Consider the following 17,072-nt stretch of genomic DNA (forward strand, 5'->3'; position numbering starts at 1 on the left):
CTTTTCTTGCTATCACCCAGTGCTTCAAACTTCATTTTTTTAATTTGAGCGTCAAACTCTTTACAAAAATCATCAATTTGTACAAAAATATTTGTAATTTGGTCTTTCAAATTCATAGTAATAATTCGTTTAAATATTTGAATGTCAGAAACTTAAATATACGAATTATTACTTTTTCTTACAAATTTTTATCAGTTGCTTATCCCGAACTCAGGTTAAAGTAGAAAGTAGCGTCAATATAAAAGTGGAAGAGAGGTAAATCGTAAATTTCCTTTGTAGATATTTTGATTTTAGAGGAGATGAGGTTTTGTAAGAAATGAAAAGGTATAAAAACAAAAAGGCTCACAATAAAAATTGTGAGCTTTTTTGTAAGCATAACAGGATTATCCTCGAACACTTTTGTAACTGATTTGATGCAGTTAGTTTATTTAACAAGTTGATTTAATTGCAATTACATATATCCATTGAAGGGGTGTTTTTGCCATATATAAATGCAAAAGGATTTAAACATGTTGCTCCTAATTTACTCACTGGTCATCACAAAAAAATTATTTCCTGTTTTTTTCAACAAGAGATCCGTAGCTCCTAATAATTTCAAATGTTCAGAATCTACCTCAATTGCTTTTTTCGATATACCCGGCTGCGCAACATAGATACTATATTCCAAATCACAATATCCTGATGTTACCATGTTAAGGACTGTATTCATTTCTTCATCACCGCCAATTTCATACCGACTTCCCTTTCCTTGGTTAGTGCGCGAATTTTGTCTACGAATCATGTGCTGTAACAATTCAAAAGTATTATGCCTCCAGTGAAAACTTCTCTGAGCCTGTCCACATACTTCATATAAATCTTTTAATCTTCCACCGCTTTGAGGTTTAGAAGAAAATTTACAATGATATAATTCTATTTTAATTCTACTATCTCCGTTACCCCAAAATTTAATTGCAATAATATCACTTGCTTCATTTGCATCATCATCATCAAAAATTATTTTGTAGTCTGGATTGTTTTTCAATTTTTCAATAATGTGAAATTGAATTGAATCCGGTCTTTTTTCTGATTTTTGAGATTCTTTCTTGATATTAACACCGGACCATTTTAGTGGAAGAAATTTTGATCTATCAAACAAGTCAATCTTTCCTTTGAAAGAGAAAAAAATATTGTTATATAGTTTAGAATTATCTTGAAACCATATTAACGGAGGGAATTCATAGAATAATTCTGCAATATCAATGTCATCACCTTTATAAGTAACAATAAAAGGTATATTTCCTTCTAATTTATAGTCGTAGCCTCTGCCATTATTAGAATTTAGTAATAGGCTGTATTTAATCGATATTTGACCTGATTCGATTGAAAAAGTAACACAATCATCACTATAGCTTACAAGCTTGATATTATAGTCTACTATAGGAATTCCTCTATGTATTACAATTGATGAGTAAACATATAATTCTTCGTTCCATTTAATAGCAATTGGTATTTTACCGTGCGGTAATTGGGTAACTAACTCTGGTTTCTGAATAAATTTAAAAATATCTTTTGTATCAATTGAATCATCCAACAATTTCTCTCCAAGTTTGTCACACCAAACACAAAATTCTGGAATACTTTTTACAAGTTTAGTCCATACACGTCCTTTGGAAGAACAGCCAATTGTAGTTTTTTCTCCATGTTCATAACCCACACCAAATAGGTTAGAACTAGATTTAGTATCTTTATCTAGCTCATCTAAACCACTTACAATTGAATTACCAGCATACATTGTGAAACTAATAGGACCATTTAATGTAGATTTTAATCCAAGGTTAAATAGTTCTAGTTGAAAGACACCATCTAAGCACTTGTAAATATCCGCCTCATTGAAAAGACTTTTATTAGATCCCACAACAGCTTCTGCAAGTTTGTCGTGAGTAGTTCCATTGTTAGTACTATTTATATAGAGTAATTTTTGCTCTTCATTTAGGTAGATTATGTATAGATCATATTCACAATTAAGTAAATCATCTATTTTCCCCCATTTTACAGTATCTACTTTTTTAGCTATTATAACAAGTAAATTCTCTTCTTCATGCTCTACCGATACCGTTTCATACTTATCTTCATTAAAACAAGATAAATATTCTTTGGGGTTCCATTTTATTTCATCGTCAAACAGTTTAAATATAACAGTACTCATTGCTGGTGTTATATTTCTCAATGGAATTTTGTCAGGGATTTCAATATCAGAAAAGTTTTGAAAAAAATCTTGTTCTTTTTTTACTGAGCCAATTATATCCTCATTTGCCATACTAATGATCTTATCCCAGTCTGAATCTTTTTGATATAGCTGTTTAAGTGTTCCTTTTAACTTAGGATCGGCTATATTAGCTACTATAGAAGTATTACCTAACTTCAAAGTTGATTCTCTAGTAAACCTACCAAAAAACTGAAAAGAGGTGGTGATATTTTTGTGTAAATCATGCAAAGCACAAATTTTTAATTCTGGAAGATCAAATCCCTCGCCAAGCATATCTACACATACTATAATTTTATGCTTTCCTGCTATAATTCCTTCTAATATCTTTTTTCTTTCTGAAAGTTTGATGCGGCTGTGAATAAAAACTGGATTATATTCTTGATAGGGTTTATAAATTTTTTCAAAAATGTCTTCGGCTTTATCCATTGTATCAACCCTTGCCATTAGAATATGATCAAATTTTTCTTCAATATCTTTCTTTAAAATTTCAATCGATTTTTGTGCAATCATTTCATCCGACTTTAATGGGTTAAATTCAAGAATAGGATGAAAGACGATATGTTTGAAGTAGTTATCTTTTTGTGCTAATGATAATGGATAATCATAGATAACCTTCCCTTGTAAACGTTTTTTGTCATTCCTGAAAGGTGTAGCAGTAAATAGCAATATTGGTTTGTTTGAAGATTCTATTTCCGTTTTTATATTATTCCATTGCTTAGCCTGACTATGATGGGCCTCATCCATAATAAGATATTTACACCAATTCATAAAAGCCAATTTAATTTCTGGTTTTCCATTTAATATGCCAGTTATAATCTGAGGAGTAGAAATAATGATATTTGATTGAAAGAGAGATTCTGCCTCTTCTATTGTATTTATTCCTGTTCTAAGAAAACCTACAATCGGATTTTTCGCATGGGATGCAACAATATCAAAACGACTATCTTTTAAAACACCAAGAGTTTTAAACTTATTAAATATTTGTGTTCTCAAAGAGGAGGAAGGAACTATTACCAAAAGGCCTTGGCATTTTTCTACCACACTTAAACATAACATTGTTTCTGTTTTCCCTGTTCCAGTTGGCATTACTACAACTGCAGGTTTTGTTGAAATACTCCAATGAGCTTGAATTGAATGTATAGCTCCAATTTGAGGTGGTCTTAAACCAAACTGTATTATGCTCCCTTGCTCATTTTTAACTTCTTTCTTATATTTAAATGCATTCTTCCAGGTTTCAACTATATTTTCAGAGGTTGGCATTCTAATATATTCAGCTTTCTTTTTACATTTTGATAATGTTGAAATTGTTAATTTCTCACCCTCGTCTTCGAGGGTAAATGCAGCATCATAGGTTTGTGGAACTTGACTTTTAATAATCGATATAAAATATTTCGCCCCATTTTCTGTTATAAATTCATATCCGGAATAAGATCCAATACTGTATTTTCTCAAAATCCCTTCTTCTGACCCAATATAATACTCTTTTTTATTACCTTTTATAGTTTCGATAAAAGAACAATTAAAGGATATTTTTACTTTATCCTCAGGAAACAAGCTGTTCATAAGTTTATTGCTTTTTAATATTTTGTGTTTATACTTTAGTGTGCCTACAATTTAATCAAAAAAAATATTTTTGCACTGAAAAAGCGACTTCTTAATGAGTTTCAAATCAGCCTAGGATATTAACTGGTAAATTTCAATAATATTAGCGAAATTTGCACCTCTGGTGTCAAAATTAGGCCTACTTATATTTTAAGCTTTATATTGACCAAAAATACTATTGTAGTTGTGGTAATTTACGAAGAATTAACTAACTTCAGCGAAACCAAACCAATCATGTATTTATCAAAAATTAATGTTTCTAACTACAAAGGAATAGCGGATTTAGACGTTTGTTTTTCTCCAAAAATTAACATTATCATAGGAGAAAATGGCTGTTGTAAATCGGCTTTGATTGATGCGATCAGACTTTTATACAATATTGGAGAACCTACTAGAGAAATTACGGTGTCAAAAGAAGATTTTCACGAGAGAATTATACCCCTTCAGGCAGGTGGACTGAGTATAGACAGAAGTAAATTGATTCATATTGTCTACGAATTTCATGAACTAAGTTCTGAACAAAAAGGAGCATTTTATGAATACATGGTCGTAGATCCTGCAAATCAAGGGAATGATTTTGCTAGAATTGAGATCCAGTACAAGGATGATGAAAAACGGTTTCCAATATTTTCTTATGCGACTGGAAATATTGATGGCCAAAAAGCTGATATTAATACTTTCGGTCTTTTTCAGCACTATTATCTCAGTGCAATTCGGGACAGTACAAAAGACCTATTAACCGTAAGAGGAAATATACTAGGAAAAGTTATTAAGAGGCTGGTTGACCGAAATGGAAGTGAGGACAAAATTAAAAATATAATCAAGGGAGCGAATGATCAGTTGCTTCAACAAAGTGAGGTTGTTGATACAAAAACTAATATAAATACCAATCTATATAATATTTACAAGCACGCAGATAAAAGTGCAATCGGCTTACATATTGAGCAGTCAAAGATTGAATACATTGTTAATGTCATTAAACCCTACTTGCCACACGATTGGGAAAACAATTCAGTAGAAGGGTTTCAGTTATGGCAAAATAGCCTTGGATTTAATAACTTAATATACATTGCTACGGTTTTGGGTGATATTAAAGAACGAGTTTATGATGACAAGATCCCGCATTATACTTTATTAATTGAAGAGCCTGAAGCACATATCCATCCCCAGCTCCAATTAAGCCTTTATAATTTTTTAAAAGAGGCAAATTCACAAGCCCAAAGCCAGTTGTTTATCACCACACATTCTCCAACATTAACTTCGAAGGTTCCTTTTGAAAACCTGATACTATTAGATAAATATGCTTATTCGATAGGGCATATATTTGATTCTAGAGCTACCGAGAACCTTATTCAGGATACAGCAAAAGCAATCGTGTTAACACAGGCTGAAATCGATTTGAAAAAAAAACAATTACAACGATATCTTGATGTCACTAAATCTCAGCTTTTTTATGCCAAAAGCTGTTTGTTTGTGGAAGGTATTTCTGAAGAGTTGCTCATTACAGCCTTCTGCCAGGTGTGTGGATTTAATCTTGAAGATTACAGAATTGAATTAGTGAATGTTGATGGGATAAGTTTTTATCCATTTATGTTTCTGTTTAATAGTACAGATGCTAAAAAGCGGTTACCAAAAAAAATCGCGATACTGACTGACGACGACCGTTACCCGATTTCCAAAAAAAAGGAATACAACCTTGATAAACTGGTGGAAAATAATTACCAGATGCTAAATGACCTTCACAATAAGATTACTACCGAAATAGCGTGTAATCGCATAGCAAATCTTAATTCTATCACTAACGGGCAGTCTTCGATTTTAGTTTCAACTGCCATTCAGACCATGGAGTATGATCTTTGTAGAAACAACATTTTGGGAACCAAAACTGCAACCACACAGAATTTCCTAAACAAATATGTTATGGCAAATTACCCAAGCGAAATGGCTGAAGTTACTGCTTTTATGAGGACATTACCAGAAGACTTAAATGATACACATCAGGAGAAAATAGCTGTTTTATTATGGAAATGTCTTCCAGGAAAAGCTTTGTTGGCACAGGATTTTTCTTATCACATCCTTGAAAATATGGACGATGCTAAGGTCAATTTTATTGTACCTACATACATTCAGGCTGCGTTTAATCATTTAAAGTCCTAAAATTATGATTTTTGATAATTCAGAGGAGAGCACAGCTTACTTAAATGCACGTGGCAAGGTTGTTCTGAATGCATGTCCTGGCAGTGGAAAGACAACTTGTATCATCCGCAAATTATCGCTTTTAGAAGCTGAGTGTAAAAATAAATATGGTGAGCATACGGGGATTGTATGTCTATCTTTTACAAACGTGGCTAAAAACGAGATCCTTCAAAGATACAGAAAGGTTTATGGATATAATTTTAGATACCCTAACCATGTATCAACAATAGATAGTTTTATCAATCAATATATCACTTTGCCATATTATAACCTGATTGACAACAAATTTGAAAGACCAAATATTATTGACCAAGCGAATATCATAGACAGGTTAATTGCCACCACATTTGAGTCCGAAGGTAAAGTCTATGAGACTATTGCCAGTCCTGCAAACCGGTATAAAAATAAACAAGGCAAACCTCTTTATCGCTCTTACGCGCCTAGCACCATTTGCATTGATGTAAAAGGAAATTTTTCGTTTAATGGAAAAATACCCGATCCTAAAACCGTTGATTTAGCTGAGTTTAATAAATATGCAACTGCTGTTTTTGCATGGAAGAAAAAAAATGGTTTCATTACAAGCCTTGACTCTGCTTACTTAGCCTTACAGCTTCTTAATAACTATCCCCAAATTGGCATCTGGTTGGTGACGAGGTTTCCCTATATTATAATTGATGAGGCTCAGGACAATTCTGAGATCCAGCATGCCATATTTGATAAATTACTAGATCTCGGTTTAAAGAACTTGGAGTTAATTGGCGATCCTTATCAGAGTTTATATGAATGGCGAGATGCTAAGCCGCAATTGTTTGCCAATAAGTATACAAGTTCGTCATGGACCGGACTTCTTTTAACGGATAATCGCCGATCTGTACAGCGAATAATAAATTTTTTCAGCATTATTCGCTGTGCTACTGATGTACCAATAAGTTCCATGAATGTCGAGGATAGAAATCTCGCTATTTTAGTCTATAGGTATACTGATCATAATATGAAGCTTATTGTCGGTGATTTTGAAACGAGATGTATCAACCACCAATTCTTAGAAAATCACATCGTTGTTAGGGGGAAAAAGTTACTCCACAAAATGATTGGAGAAGGATCGGAAATAGCTCCATGGAAAGATACCTTTCCTTATCGAATATTAGCTGTCAAACACTTATTTGAGCTTAATTCGGTTAAGGACGCAATAAATGAGCTACGTAAACTTTTTTTGAATATGCTCCATCCAGGGATGAAGTACCCGGAAATGCAAATATTAATTAGAGAGGTAAAGGAAGATGTTGCAATTAATGCAAGGTTATACGAATATCTCTATAAAATTCCCCCAACCAACCAATCTCTGCTGAACTGGTCAACTGCATGTATTCAAAGCATGAATGATCATTTTGGTATTGATGTAACCGATTTTTTTATTTTCAAGAAATTAATCAAAGGTTTCAAGATGGTTGACTTGAAAAATGAATTGGTTGATTCTTACTTCAACAAAGCTGCAACAAATAGTCAAAATATACCAGTAAGTACTATTCACCAAATTAAAGGAGCTACTCTAGATGCTCTACTCTATTTTTTAGACGAGACTGGCGCTGGTGAAAGTGTAGGTCTTAATAGTTTTGTTAGCACAACATCATTTCCTAACGAAAAGCAGCGAATGATTTACGTGGCATGTTCGAGGCCAAAACAGCTCTTAGCAATTGGGGTTCCTTCTAAAACAACTGAAAAGGAATTAAGAACTAAATTTGGAAATGAAATTGAGATTTTAACTCTATAATCACTTTTTAAATGTTTGAAAATGTACTAGAAATGCTAAATACATATTCATATGAAAACAGCTTATTTATACATCCGTGTAAGTACGGACGAACAAAAAAGAAGGGGATACTCTTTACCAGAACAGGAGGATCGATTATTGAAATATTGTAAATATAACAATATAGAAGTCAAAGGAATTTATCGTGAAGACTTTTCAGCCAAGAATTTCAATCGGCCAGAATGGAAAAAACTATTTTTAATAATTAAACAAAAATCATCAAAGGAAGATAAGAATATACTATTTATTAAGTGGAATCGATTTAGCCGTAATGTTGAATATGCTTACGAAATGATAGGTATGCTTCGAAAATACAGAACCACGGCAATGGCAATTGATCAACCCATAGATTTTTCCGTGCCGGAAAGCGCGGTCATGCTGGCTATATACCTATCAGTGCCGAGGCGGAAAATAGTAGAAGAGCCCAGAATACAGCAAACGGTATTCGGAGGGCAAAACAAATGGGAAGGTATCCCAATAAGGCCCCTTTAGGATTCATCAATCTGACATTGGTAGATGGTAAAAAAATCATTGCCCCTAAGGAACCGGAAGCAGGGATTATAAAATGGGTCTTCCATCAGCTTTCCAAGAATATTCACAGAATAGAAGAAATACGGAAACTGGCTAATGGTAAAGGATTGATATGTTCCCGATCACATTTTTTCAGACTTATACGAAATCCAATTTACTGTGGTCTTATATTAATAAAGTTTAATTCTGAAGAACCACAAATTGTAAAGGGAACACACGAACCATTGATCACTGAAACATTGTTTTACGAGGTTCAGCGTATCATTACTACAAAAAGAAAAGTTACCGCTAAAACAGAAGATCTGAAAGCAATGTTTTTCCTAAGAGGATTTTTGGTATGTCCTCTTTGCGGTCACAAACTTAGTGGAAGTTTTTCTCAAGGCGCGAGAAAAAAATACCCCTATTATCACTGTCATGGAGGATGCAAGACAAGAATAAATGCGATTATTCTCAATGATAGTTACCAAAGTAAACTTCAACAATTAACACTCTCAAATAAGGCAATTGACCTATTCAGTTGTATTTTAGAAGATCGGAGTATAAAAACACAAAAAACAGGGTATTTGTACGAACGGAATTTGGTGGAAAGAAAGCTAAAAGAAGAGGAATTGATTCTTTCCCGAGCCAGAAAGTTATTTGTGGCAGAAATACTGAAACTTGATGATTACAGTGAATTAAAAAGGGAGAACCAAATTAATTCCAAATGTTTAAAAAAGGAATTACTTCATATCAATGTTAAATTAAGAGACATTGAGAAACAAAACCAGTTAGAAGACAGATCGTTTGTGGACATTTTTCAGGGATTCTCAGATTTGGACACCGCAGATAAAAAACATCTTGTGAATCTAATCCCGCCTGCTAATGTTTACTACCAGTCAGGAAACCTCTCTTTGGGTTTAAACGATGCGTTATCAAAGATATTATCAAAAAAGAATAACCGAAAAAGCAATAAACATAAATTTCATTGATAAAAAGGTTTCCGTTGAACGAGCAATTGCCATATTAGCAAAAAATGGCATTAAGGTTGATTATGACGAAATGACAGTTATATTAGATTTCTTGTATCTCGTGTCAAAAAATTACAATAAACCAAAAGAGGAAAAGACATCATAACCTTAAAGAGAGATCGAACATCTAATAAAGGCTAATTAAGGACCTACTGAAACACTGTTAAGACAGTTTACTACAAACATCCTAAAAATTCTAGGGTTAAAAATCGAACTATAATTGACCTGATAGTAACAGTTTGGGTCACAGATTTTTAATGGCATAAAAAAAGGAGACAACCTATAAATGATGTCTCCTTAAGTGCATGACAGGACTATCCTCGAACACTTTTATAACTGATTTAATGCAATTTGCTAGTTTAACTATTTGATTTACATTTATTTGTATTATTGTGTCTTTTTCATGCAAAGAATTTTTTTTTGATTGGTTTTTAATGGTGTAAAAAAAGAGACAATCATTAAATAGTGTCTCCTAAAGTCCCACTGCGCTTATCTTCAAACAATTTTTTGGCAGATTTAATTCGATTATGTCATTTAAATTGTTACAACGTTTTTTCCCAGTGAGTGGTTATTATAAGTTGCAAGAATCTACGGAATAGATACTTGGGAATTGAGGAAAGAAAAGTGATGCTCATAGAAGTTTTTAAAGACCATAATTCAAAAATCGAATTCTACTACTCATTCTTTTCACAGGAATTATCAAAAGCTTTCAATAACTCCTGTTGTCAAAAGTAAAATATAATCAAATGTAAGATTCATATTACTAAATTTTGATTTTCATAGACCATAAATTTTAGTCTTTGTTATCTTAATATGAGATATACTCTATAAGGGTCTTTGCTCAGTTCCGCATTTTGAGAATAGTATCAGGATCCAAAATAAAAATACGTTCTTTCATTGTAAGTTGCTATTAATGAATAAGTTTAAGTTTTTATTGGTTTTTTAGAGTATCTATTTGGTATGTTTAAGTATACTGATAAAGTATCTGCAGGGTATCACATTCCTTTATTACAGGTTAAAATAAGACTAATCTTGCTTCTTAGTTTTTAACGAGGTAAAAATGTATCTAAAGAAAAGCAGGTATAGTATAAAAAAAGCATCCGGTATGCTTCTTTTGCTATGCTCTTTTTGTATTACCAATGCACAATTATATATAGGAGCATGTGGAAGTCTACATATAAAAGACAGTATTCTTTTTCAAACAGAGAGAAAAAATAGTCCGGTTCCATTATATGTAGAAGGCAACACCAAAGTATATAATCTGGAACAAATTTCCAATGTTAAGGTGGCTGTGCTTTCTTCTCCTACTCTAAAAAAATCATCACAGAACCCTTTTGCTAAAAATAGAAAAAAACCTAAAAATAGAAAAACAGAAAAGAAGGCTTTAAAATTGATTTCCAAACCGGAAGTATACATATCTGAAAATATAAGATGTTTGCTGTATGTGAAAATAAGGTTTTTCCAAAACAATCTCTCAAAGCCGGATTATTCGAAAGGACTTTTCTGTTAGGAATAAAGATCCATCCACCTCCTTCTTTTAAATACACTATATAATAAAATACACAAATTCATATATCAACTCAGGGAAAAGAGTAATTGTAAAGCTCTTTTCTCTTTTACAAAATTAAAATAAAAAAAATGAAAAAAAATTACAAGCATCAATGTCAAAGACTATTGGCGCAACACAAAACATATTGCTATGTAGCGATACAATATCAACTAAAACAATTTAAATGAGAATAACAAAAATATTGATGTACGCTATAGTGTGTTTTTTTAGCAGCACACTATATGCGCAAACTCCGGGAGGACTTAGTGGAGCTACCACTGAGTTTTGGCTCCGTGCAGATGACTTAACAGTTGCAGACGGTGCAGATGTTGCCTCTTGGACAGATAATGCAAATGCGGCGAGGGGTTTCTCTAACGCGACATTATACAAACCAAGATATGTAAAATCTGCGATGAATTTTCATTCGTCAGTAGAGTTCTACGAAGATGAAAATTTATCTCAGACCAACAATGAGACTAGAAAATTGGTTTCTAATATCAACTATGCTCCCGATCCTACAAAATCTTATTTTGTAGTTTGGATATCTAAATTTGACCCTACTACCACAGAAGCTAACCCAACTGTTTTCCGCTCAAATGCAGGTTCTGCTACAGGAAATACGAACGGTAATAGATACGGATGGAGGCAGGCTGGTAATTTGTATCACGGAACAAGAGGTACTGACTATACTCATAATACTGTTGAAAGAAATTATGGGATTGGAGTTGCTGTATTGCCCAATAATAGTGCTACAGCACAAGAACAATACCTGAATGCCCTGAAAAGCACAACAGCAATGGCTGGAAGAACATTAGGAACCGATTCTAGTTTAAGTACTATTGGAGGTTCTTCAACCGATACAGGAACTACAAGAGGGTTTTTCGGTGAGGTAATGGAAATCATTGTCCTATCAAAACCAGGAGTTGGACAAACGCTAAATGCTTCAGATTTAGCAAAACTCAATACCCAACTTGCGGTAAAGTATGGAATTACTTTAAATACGCAAACGGATTATATTCTATCGAACGGTACTTCTATTTATAATAGCGGTAGCGCAGGATATACTGGTTATGCCAAAGATATTTTTGGTATTGCCCGAGATGATGCGAGTGGTTTGTACCAAAAACAATCTGCAAGTACCGATAATGCAGTTCTTACTGTATATTTAGGCAGTGCCCTTGCTGAGACCAATGCGCAAAACACAGGTACTTTGGTTGATAAAGACGCTTTGATGTTTGGTGCCAATGGTGGTACAGAATATTCTGCTTATTCTTATCCAGTTGGGACAGCCTTTCAAAACTATACCTTCGTGTCTACTACAGATCCTGTAACTGGTGTAGTAACAGACGAAAGATTATCCGTTATTTCCAATTATAAATTGAGAGCTAAAACTACAGGTACGCTTTCTCAATATACGGTAGGTATGAAACCAGGACAAGGGCAGTGGGTTGTTGTAAGCAGTGACCCTACCTTTGCACCTGCAAATACCCGTATCTACAAAATTGTAGGAGGAAATGCCAGTAATGTAGTGGTGAATGATGGCGATTATGTAGGTTTTGCTTCATTTATAAAAGCACCAGGAGGCGTAGCGAGCAATCTGAGAATGTGGCTGAACGCCTCTGCTAAAAATACCATTACGCTTAATGGTGCCGGTGAAGTAATCAACTGGGTAGATTATGCCGGTTATGGGACAACCTATAGCAAAATTAATACAGCTTCAACAGCTCCTTTGTATGTAAATTGTGATCCGAAATCCAATTATCACCCTGCTGTATTTTTTAGAAAGCAAAATGAATATCTGTCTACATTGAAGGGGCCGATGTCAATAGCAGCACCGGCTACTTCTTCATTTTTCTTTGCTTTAAATCATAATTTTGCAACAAGTGATAGATCATATTTTGCTGGCTTTGGAACTAGTACAAGTTTATCGGCCAGTAACCGGAGTCCTTTGTTTGGAGTTGAAAGAGCTAATGCCGCAGCTACTACCGCATTTGGAAGATTTAGATCGACAGCATCTGCAAATAGTAGTGTAAATTTATTTAACGCAGGAGCAACTACTATTGCAGGATATCACTGGAATAGAGGTAGTACAATCACTTTTGATTTTGATGGGCACCTCAATACGGTAAATCACACTGCCAATTCTTCTTTAATGAATGGAAGAGGAGTTTTGGGAGCTGCATACTATTCGGGAGCAAATACCATAGGTATAATACCTGAAGTTATTGCTTATGAAAGTATACTTACACAAGCTGAAAGAGATAAAATTAATTCTTATCTGGGGTTAAAATATGCAATCACTATTGACTTAAACAAGACGTCTACTGCAACTAATTTTAATTTTATCTTGTCTGATAACACCTCTGTATGGAATGGAAGTATAGCACCAATGTTATCATATCATTATAACGTTACCTCTGTTGTAAGAGACGATATACAAGAACTGAATAACAAGCAAGCAAAATCTACTGACACAGGAGATTATTCCGCTGCTGGGGATAAAATTAGAACCGATGTCATGCACATGGGTATCGGGACTAAATTAGGTTGCACACCAGTATTAACAGGTCTTACAAAAGATTTGTCTGCTGTAACATGGGGACATGATGTAAACAAAGGTTTAGACGCTGGTTTTACTGCTGCTGCCTGTGCAACGGAGATTACAGAAAAATTAGCAAGAAACTGGTTGGTAAGAACCACTCCTAATTTACTTAGTGGTACGCAAACTTCTCAGGAGATGCTTATCAACATGTATTATGATGCAGATATCTTTCCTTACCAAAACAATGCTACCGTGTATATGTTGGTAGATAACAACGGAGATATCACCAATAATATTACCGGAAACGGAGGTTGGACTAATGTTATCCCTGGTGTTTGGGTAACCGATCATTATGAGTTTAAGTATAAATTCAATAAAGAAACCACGTTTATCACTTTTGGTGCAAAAGCATCTCTACCTACTTGTGCTGCTTGTGAATTTACAGGGCAGAAAAAACTACAATTCAGAGCTGGTACTGGTGTAAACCAATGGACAAACGGAGCTACAACAGAAGATTATGACCTTACTGATCTTAAAGTAAAAGTAACAGCATCTATTGCTACACCTTCAAGATTTGTTTCAGGATATCCTAGAGCGAGTTCTGCTAGATCTTTAAGAGAATACAGAAGATCTATAACCATGGGTGGTGGTACTGGTGTTGACCTTATGACAACCAAAATTCAACTCTTTAAAGCAGATGGTACTACCAAAATTGCCGCTAAAGCGAAGTTTGATATTTATGAAATCAGTAAAAGATACGGAAGACGAGACAAAGTAAAAGTATATGGAGTATGTTCTGCTGGTACTGTACCTGGAAGACTTACCTACGTAAGAAAAGCAGCAACATATAGTATTATTGACCAACAAACTGCTGAAGGCACTAAATATTCTTCATATACCAACCAAAGAGGGATGATGCATGTAGAATTCGATGTACCAGTAGAAGAAATTATCGTTGAACACACCTTCCCAACAAGAGCTTATGGTACCGAAACAGGAAAAACCACTATTGGTATTGGACCGATTACTTTTAGCTGTCCAAAACCTTTGCCTCCTCCTAATGAAGATGGGTTTATCCATACCAAAGAAGCAGATAGCCCAGTGAAAACGTGTGATCCTGTGAATTTTACCTACAGAGTTTACAATACAGCAGCATGTGATGAAAAAACTGTAAATTTCAGTGATGTATTGCCATCTGCGCCAAGTAATATGTATTGGATGGGACAAACCATTTCTATCTCTTCATCTACTTCAAATGCAACTATAGATGCAAGTAATGATGCAGTATTAGCAGCGGTTGAAGCAACTGGAAGTACTACAAACTATGCAGACGCACAATCGTTAATATTGAATGGTCTTAAAATTCCTGCACAAGGGTTTATTACTATTTCAGGAACTGCATATTTTGCACAAGGCGCATTGGGTGGAGATTACAATACCAATCAATCGCTTATTACATACACCGGAGGTACATCTACCTCACTTACAAGTTGTGATCGTTATACCGATGGATGTGCAGAAACTCACGTAATTGCAACAGCGGTTGCACAACCAGCACCGATAAAAATAAGTGATTTTTATACCGATAAGGCTTGTTATTCTAGCAATGGAGAGGTTACCATTTTCTTAAAAATTAACAATACCGGTACTACTAGTATTCCTAATTCGCAAGTAAACTTCGGTTTTGAGCCTGCTGGTGCAGTTTCATCTTCTCTACAGTATTTCAGTTATGTTCCGGCTTATGGTATAAATGTAACACAGCTAGATGGTACTATAATTGCAAATTATTCTCCGGCAAATGCTGAAAATGAAGCAACTGATGGAGAGATACAAACCATTGAAGATGCAAATGGAAATGGTGCACTTACCATTCCTGCAGGAGAAAGTATTATCAGTTTCAAAGTGAAGTATAATACTGCTGTTACTCCAACTTTACCAGATACGGACCCAAAATTCAATGTAGGATTTGACTTATTGCCAAATGCTGATGGGGAGTGTACGCCTTTGGTACTGAATACTTTTGATGACATTGAACTTGAAGCTTGTAGTTATTGTACCAAACCTGGAGATTTCACCAGTGCAGGAACACCAACCAAAGTAGGAATTACGGTTCAAAGCAAAAAAGAGGGTTGGCCAGAAAACGTGCCAAACGGTATGATTGCTTTGGAGTCTAAGTCTAAAGGTTTTGTAATTACACGTGTAGCAAACACAAGCTTAGCAGTAATCGCTGAACCTAAAGAGGGAATGTTGGTATACGACGAAAGTGCAGGTTGTACAAAACTATACAATGGAACTACATGGAAATGTATCGCAAGAGATTGTAATGACTAATCTTTTAAATATTTAAATAAAATAGAAACGCCCATAAAAAATCTTCAATAGTCGAAAATAGGATTATGGGCGTTCTTTTTAATAATGAAAATAATTGAACAATGAAAAAATATATATACAGCGCTATTTTTGCCAGCTTGCTAGCAACAGGTCTAAGTGCGCAAGTTTCTATCGGCGGAAAAACATCCGTAGAAGGAAGTAGCAGTATTCTAGACTTTAATAGTGATACTCAAGGAATTAAAGTAGTAACAACTGCTGTTGCTCCAAATAATAAAAATACTGAAGGTATTATTTTACCAGCCTTTTCGCTTGCACAAGCCATAACAGATGGTTTAACAACAGCAGGAGGAAGTAGTAATGGTACATTTTACTTTGATACCCAAGAAAAAGTAGTAAAAATGCTTGAAAATGGTGTTTGGGTAAGCCTAAGTGACGCTGCAACAGGAAGTACTACTGCAATTACGCCTAATACATCTGCAGAGTCAACCCAAAGACAAGGAGCTATTATTAAAACTAGTAATGGTACATCATTATCAGCAACAGAAATTGCAACAATTCCTGCTGGTGTGTTGGTATTAGAATCTCCTAACAAGGCACTGATCCTTCCACGAATTGAAAGCGCACATTTGCTTGTGAAAAGTCCATATCCTGGAATGATGTGTTATGACGTACTTGGTAAAGCATTGGCTATTTTTGATGGTACCGTTTGGAATTATTGGAAATAAAGCAAAATTATAACATAAGTAAGAAGAGTTCGTCTCACAACGTATCTATTTGGTATGTTTAAGTATACTGATAAAGTATGTACAGGGTATCTCATTCCTTTATTACAGGTTAAAATAAAACTAATCTTGCATCTTAATTTTTAAGAGGTAAAATGTATTTAAAGAAAAGAAGGTATAGTATAAAAAAAGCATCCGGTATGTTTCTTTTGCTAAAAATAGAAAAACAGAAAAGAAGGCTTTAAAATTGATTTCCAAACCGGAAGTATACATATCTGAAAATGAAAGTTCTGTTGTAGTTTCTAATGAGAAATCAAGAAATATTGCTATTATTATAAGTAATATATTTAAGGAAAAGCAAGGAATATTACAGAATAAGTATAAGATGTTTGCTGTATGTGAAAATAAGGTTTTTCCAAAACAATCTCTCAAAGCCGGATTATTCGAAAGGACTTTTTTGTTAGGAATAAAGATCCGTCCACCTCCTTCTTTTAAATACACTATATAATAAAATACACAAATTCATATATCAACTCA

General features: G+C 34.2%; 8 protein-coding genes and 1 pseudogene. 7 read left to right on the forward strand and 2 right to left on the reverse strand.

Annotated features, from left to right (window positions below; translation table 11 throughout):
* Positions 1-116: pseudogene (locus tag HHL23_RS23015) on the reverse strand (IS982 family transposase); the annotation flags it as partial.
* Positions 117-523: 407 nt separating this feature from the next.
* Entirely contained in the window at positions 524-3,808 is a 3,285-nt protein-coding gene (locus HHL23_RS21765; protein ID WP_169236841.1) for a DEAD/DEAH box helicase, read from the reverse strand.
* Between the two features lie 201 nt (positions 3,809-4,009).
* Between HHL23_RS21765 and HHL23_RS21770 the strand changes: the two genes are divergently transcribed.
* The 7 genes from HHL23_RS21770 to HHL23_RS21795 all read left to right on the forward strand — a co-directional run bounded on the left by HHL23_RS21770 (position 4,010) and on the right by HHL23_RS21795 (position 16,538).
* Entirely contained in the window at positions 4,010-6,004 is a 1,995-nt protein-coding gene (locus HHL23_RS21770; RefSeq protein ID WP_228464931.1) for an ATP-dependent nuclease, read from the forward strand.
* 4 nt (positions 6,005-6,008) lie between these two features.
* Positions 6,009-7,814: a UvrD-helicase domain-containing protein gene (locus tag HHL23_RS21775; protein WP_169236842.1), complete on the forward strand. Its 1,806-nt coding sequence runs from the start codon at positions 6,009-6,011 to the stop codon at positions 7,812-7,814.
* Positions 7,815-7,865: 51 nt separating this feature from the next.
* On the forward strand, positions 7,866-8,345 hold the full coding sequence (locus HHL23_RS22660; RefSeq protein ID WP_228464933.1) for a recombinase family protein: 480 nt from the start codon (positions 7,866-7,868) through the stop codon (positions 8,343-8,345).
* Entirely contained in the window at positions 8,315-9,352 is a 1,038-nt protein-coding gene (locus HHL23_RS21780; protein WP_228464935.1) for a recombinase family protein, read from the forward strand. The genes HHL23_RS22660 and HHL23_RS21780 overlap by 31 nt, the downstream gene beginning before the upstream one ends.
* 1,144 nt (positions 9,353-10,496) lie before the next feature.
* Positions 10,497-10,901, forward strand: coding sequence for a hypothetical protein (locus tag HHL23_RS21785; protein ID WP_169236843.1), 405 nt, complete (start codon positions 10,497-10,499; stop codon positions 10,899-10,901).
* 223 nt (positions 10,902-11,124) lie between these two features.
* Positions 11,125-15,813 (forward strand): hypothetical protein, encoded by a 4,689-nt coding sequence (locus tag HHL23_RS21790; protein ID WP_169236844.1) that lies wholly within the window; start codon positions 11,125-11,127, stop codon positions 15,811-15,813.
* Positions 15,814-15,914: 101 nt separating this feature from the next.
* Entirely contained in the window at positions 15,915-16,538 is a 624-nt protein-coding gene (locus tag HHL23_RS21795; RefSeq protein ID WP_194306335.1) for a hypothetical protein, read from the forward strand.
* Positions 16,539-17,072: the final 534 nt, after the last annotated feature.

The organism is Chryseobacterium antibioticum (genome assembly GCF_012927325.1).
Classification (GTDB): Bacteria; Bacteroidota; Bacteroidia; order Flavobacteriales; family Weeksellaceae; genus Chryseobacterium; species Chryseobacterium antibioticum.

Coding starts and splice junctions, on each gene's coding strand:
- HHL23_RS21765 (WP_169236841.1), bottom strand. CDS start 3,808: ATGAACAGCTTGTTTCCTGAGGATAAAGTAAAAATATCCTTTAATTGT.
- HHL23_RS21775 (WP_169236842.1), top strand. CDS start 6,009: ATGATTTTTGATAATTCAGAGGAGAGCACAGCTTACTTAAATGCACGT.
- HHL23_RS22660 (WP_228464933.1), top strand. CDS start 7,866: ATGAAAACAGCTTATTTATACATCCGTGTAAGTACGGACGAACAAAAA.
- HHL23_RS21780 (WP_228464935.1), top strand. CDS start 8,315: ATGGGAAGGTATCCCAATAAGGCCCCTTTAGGATTCATCAATCTGACA.
- HHL23_RS21785 (WP_169236843.1), top strand. CDS start 10,497: ATGCTTCTTTTGCTATGCTCTTTTTGTATTACCAATGCACAATTATAT.
- HHL23_RS21790 (WP_169236844.1), top strand. CDS start 11,125: ATGAGAATAACAAAAATATTGATGTACGCTATAGTGTGTTTTTTTAGC.
- HHL23_RS21795 (WP_194306335.1), top strand. CDS start 15,915: ATGAAAAAATATATATACAGCGCTATTTTTGCCAGCTTGCTAGCAACA.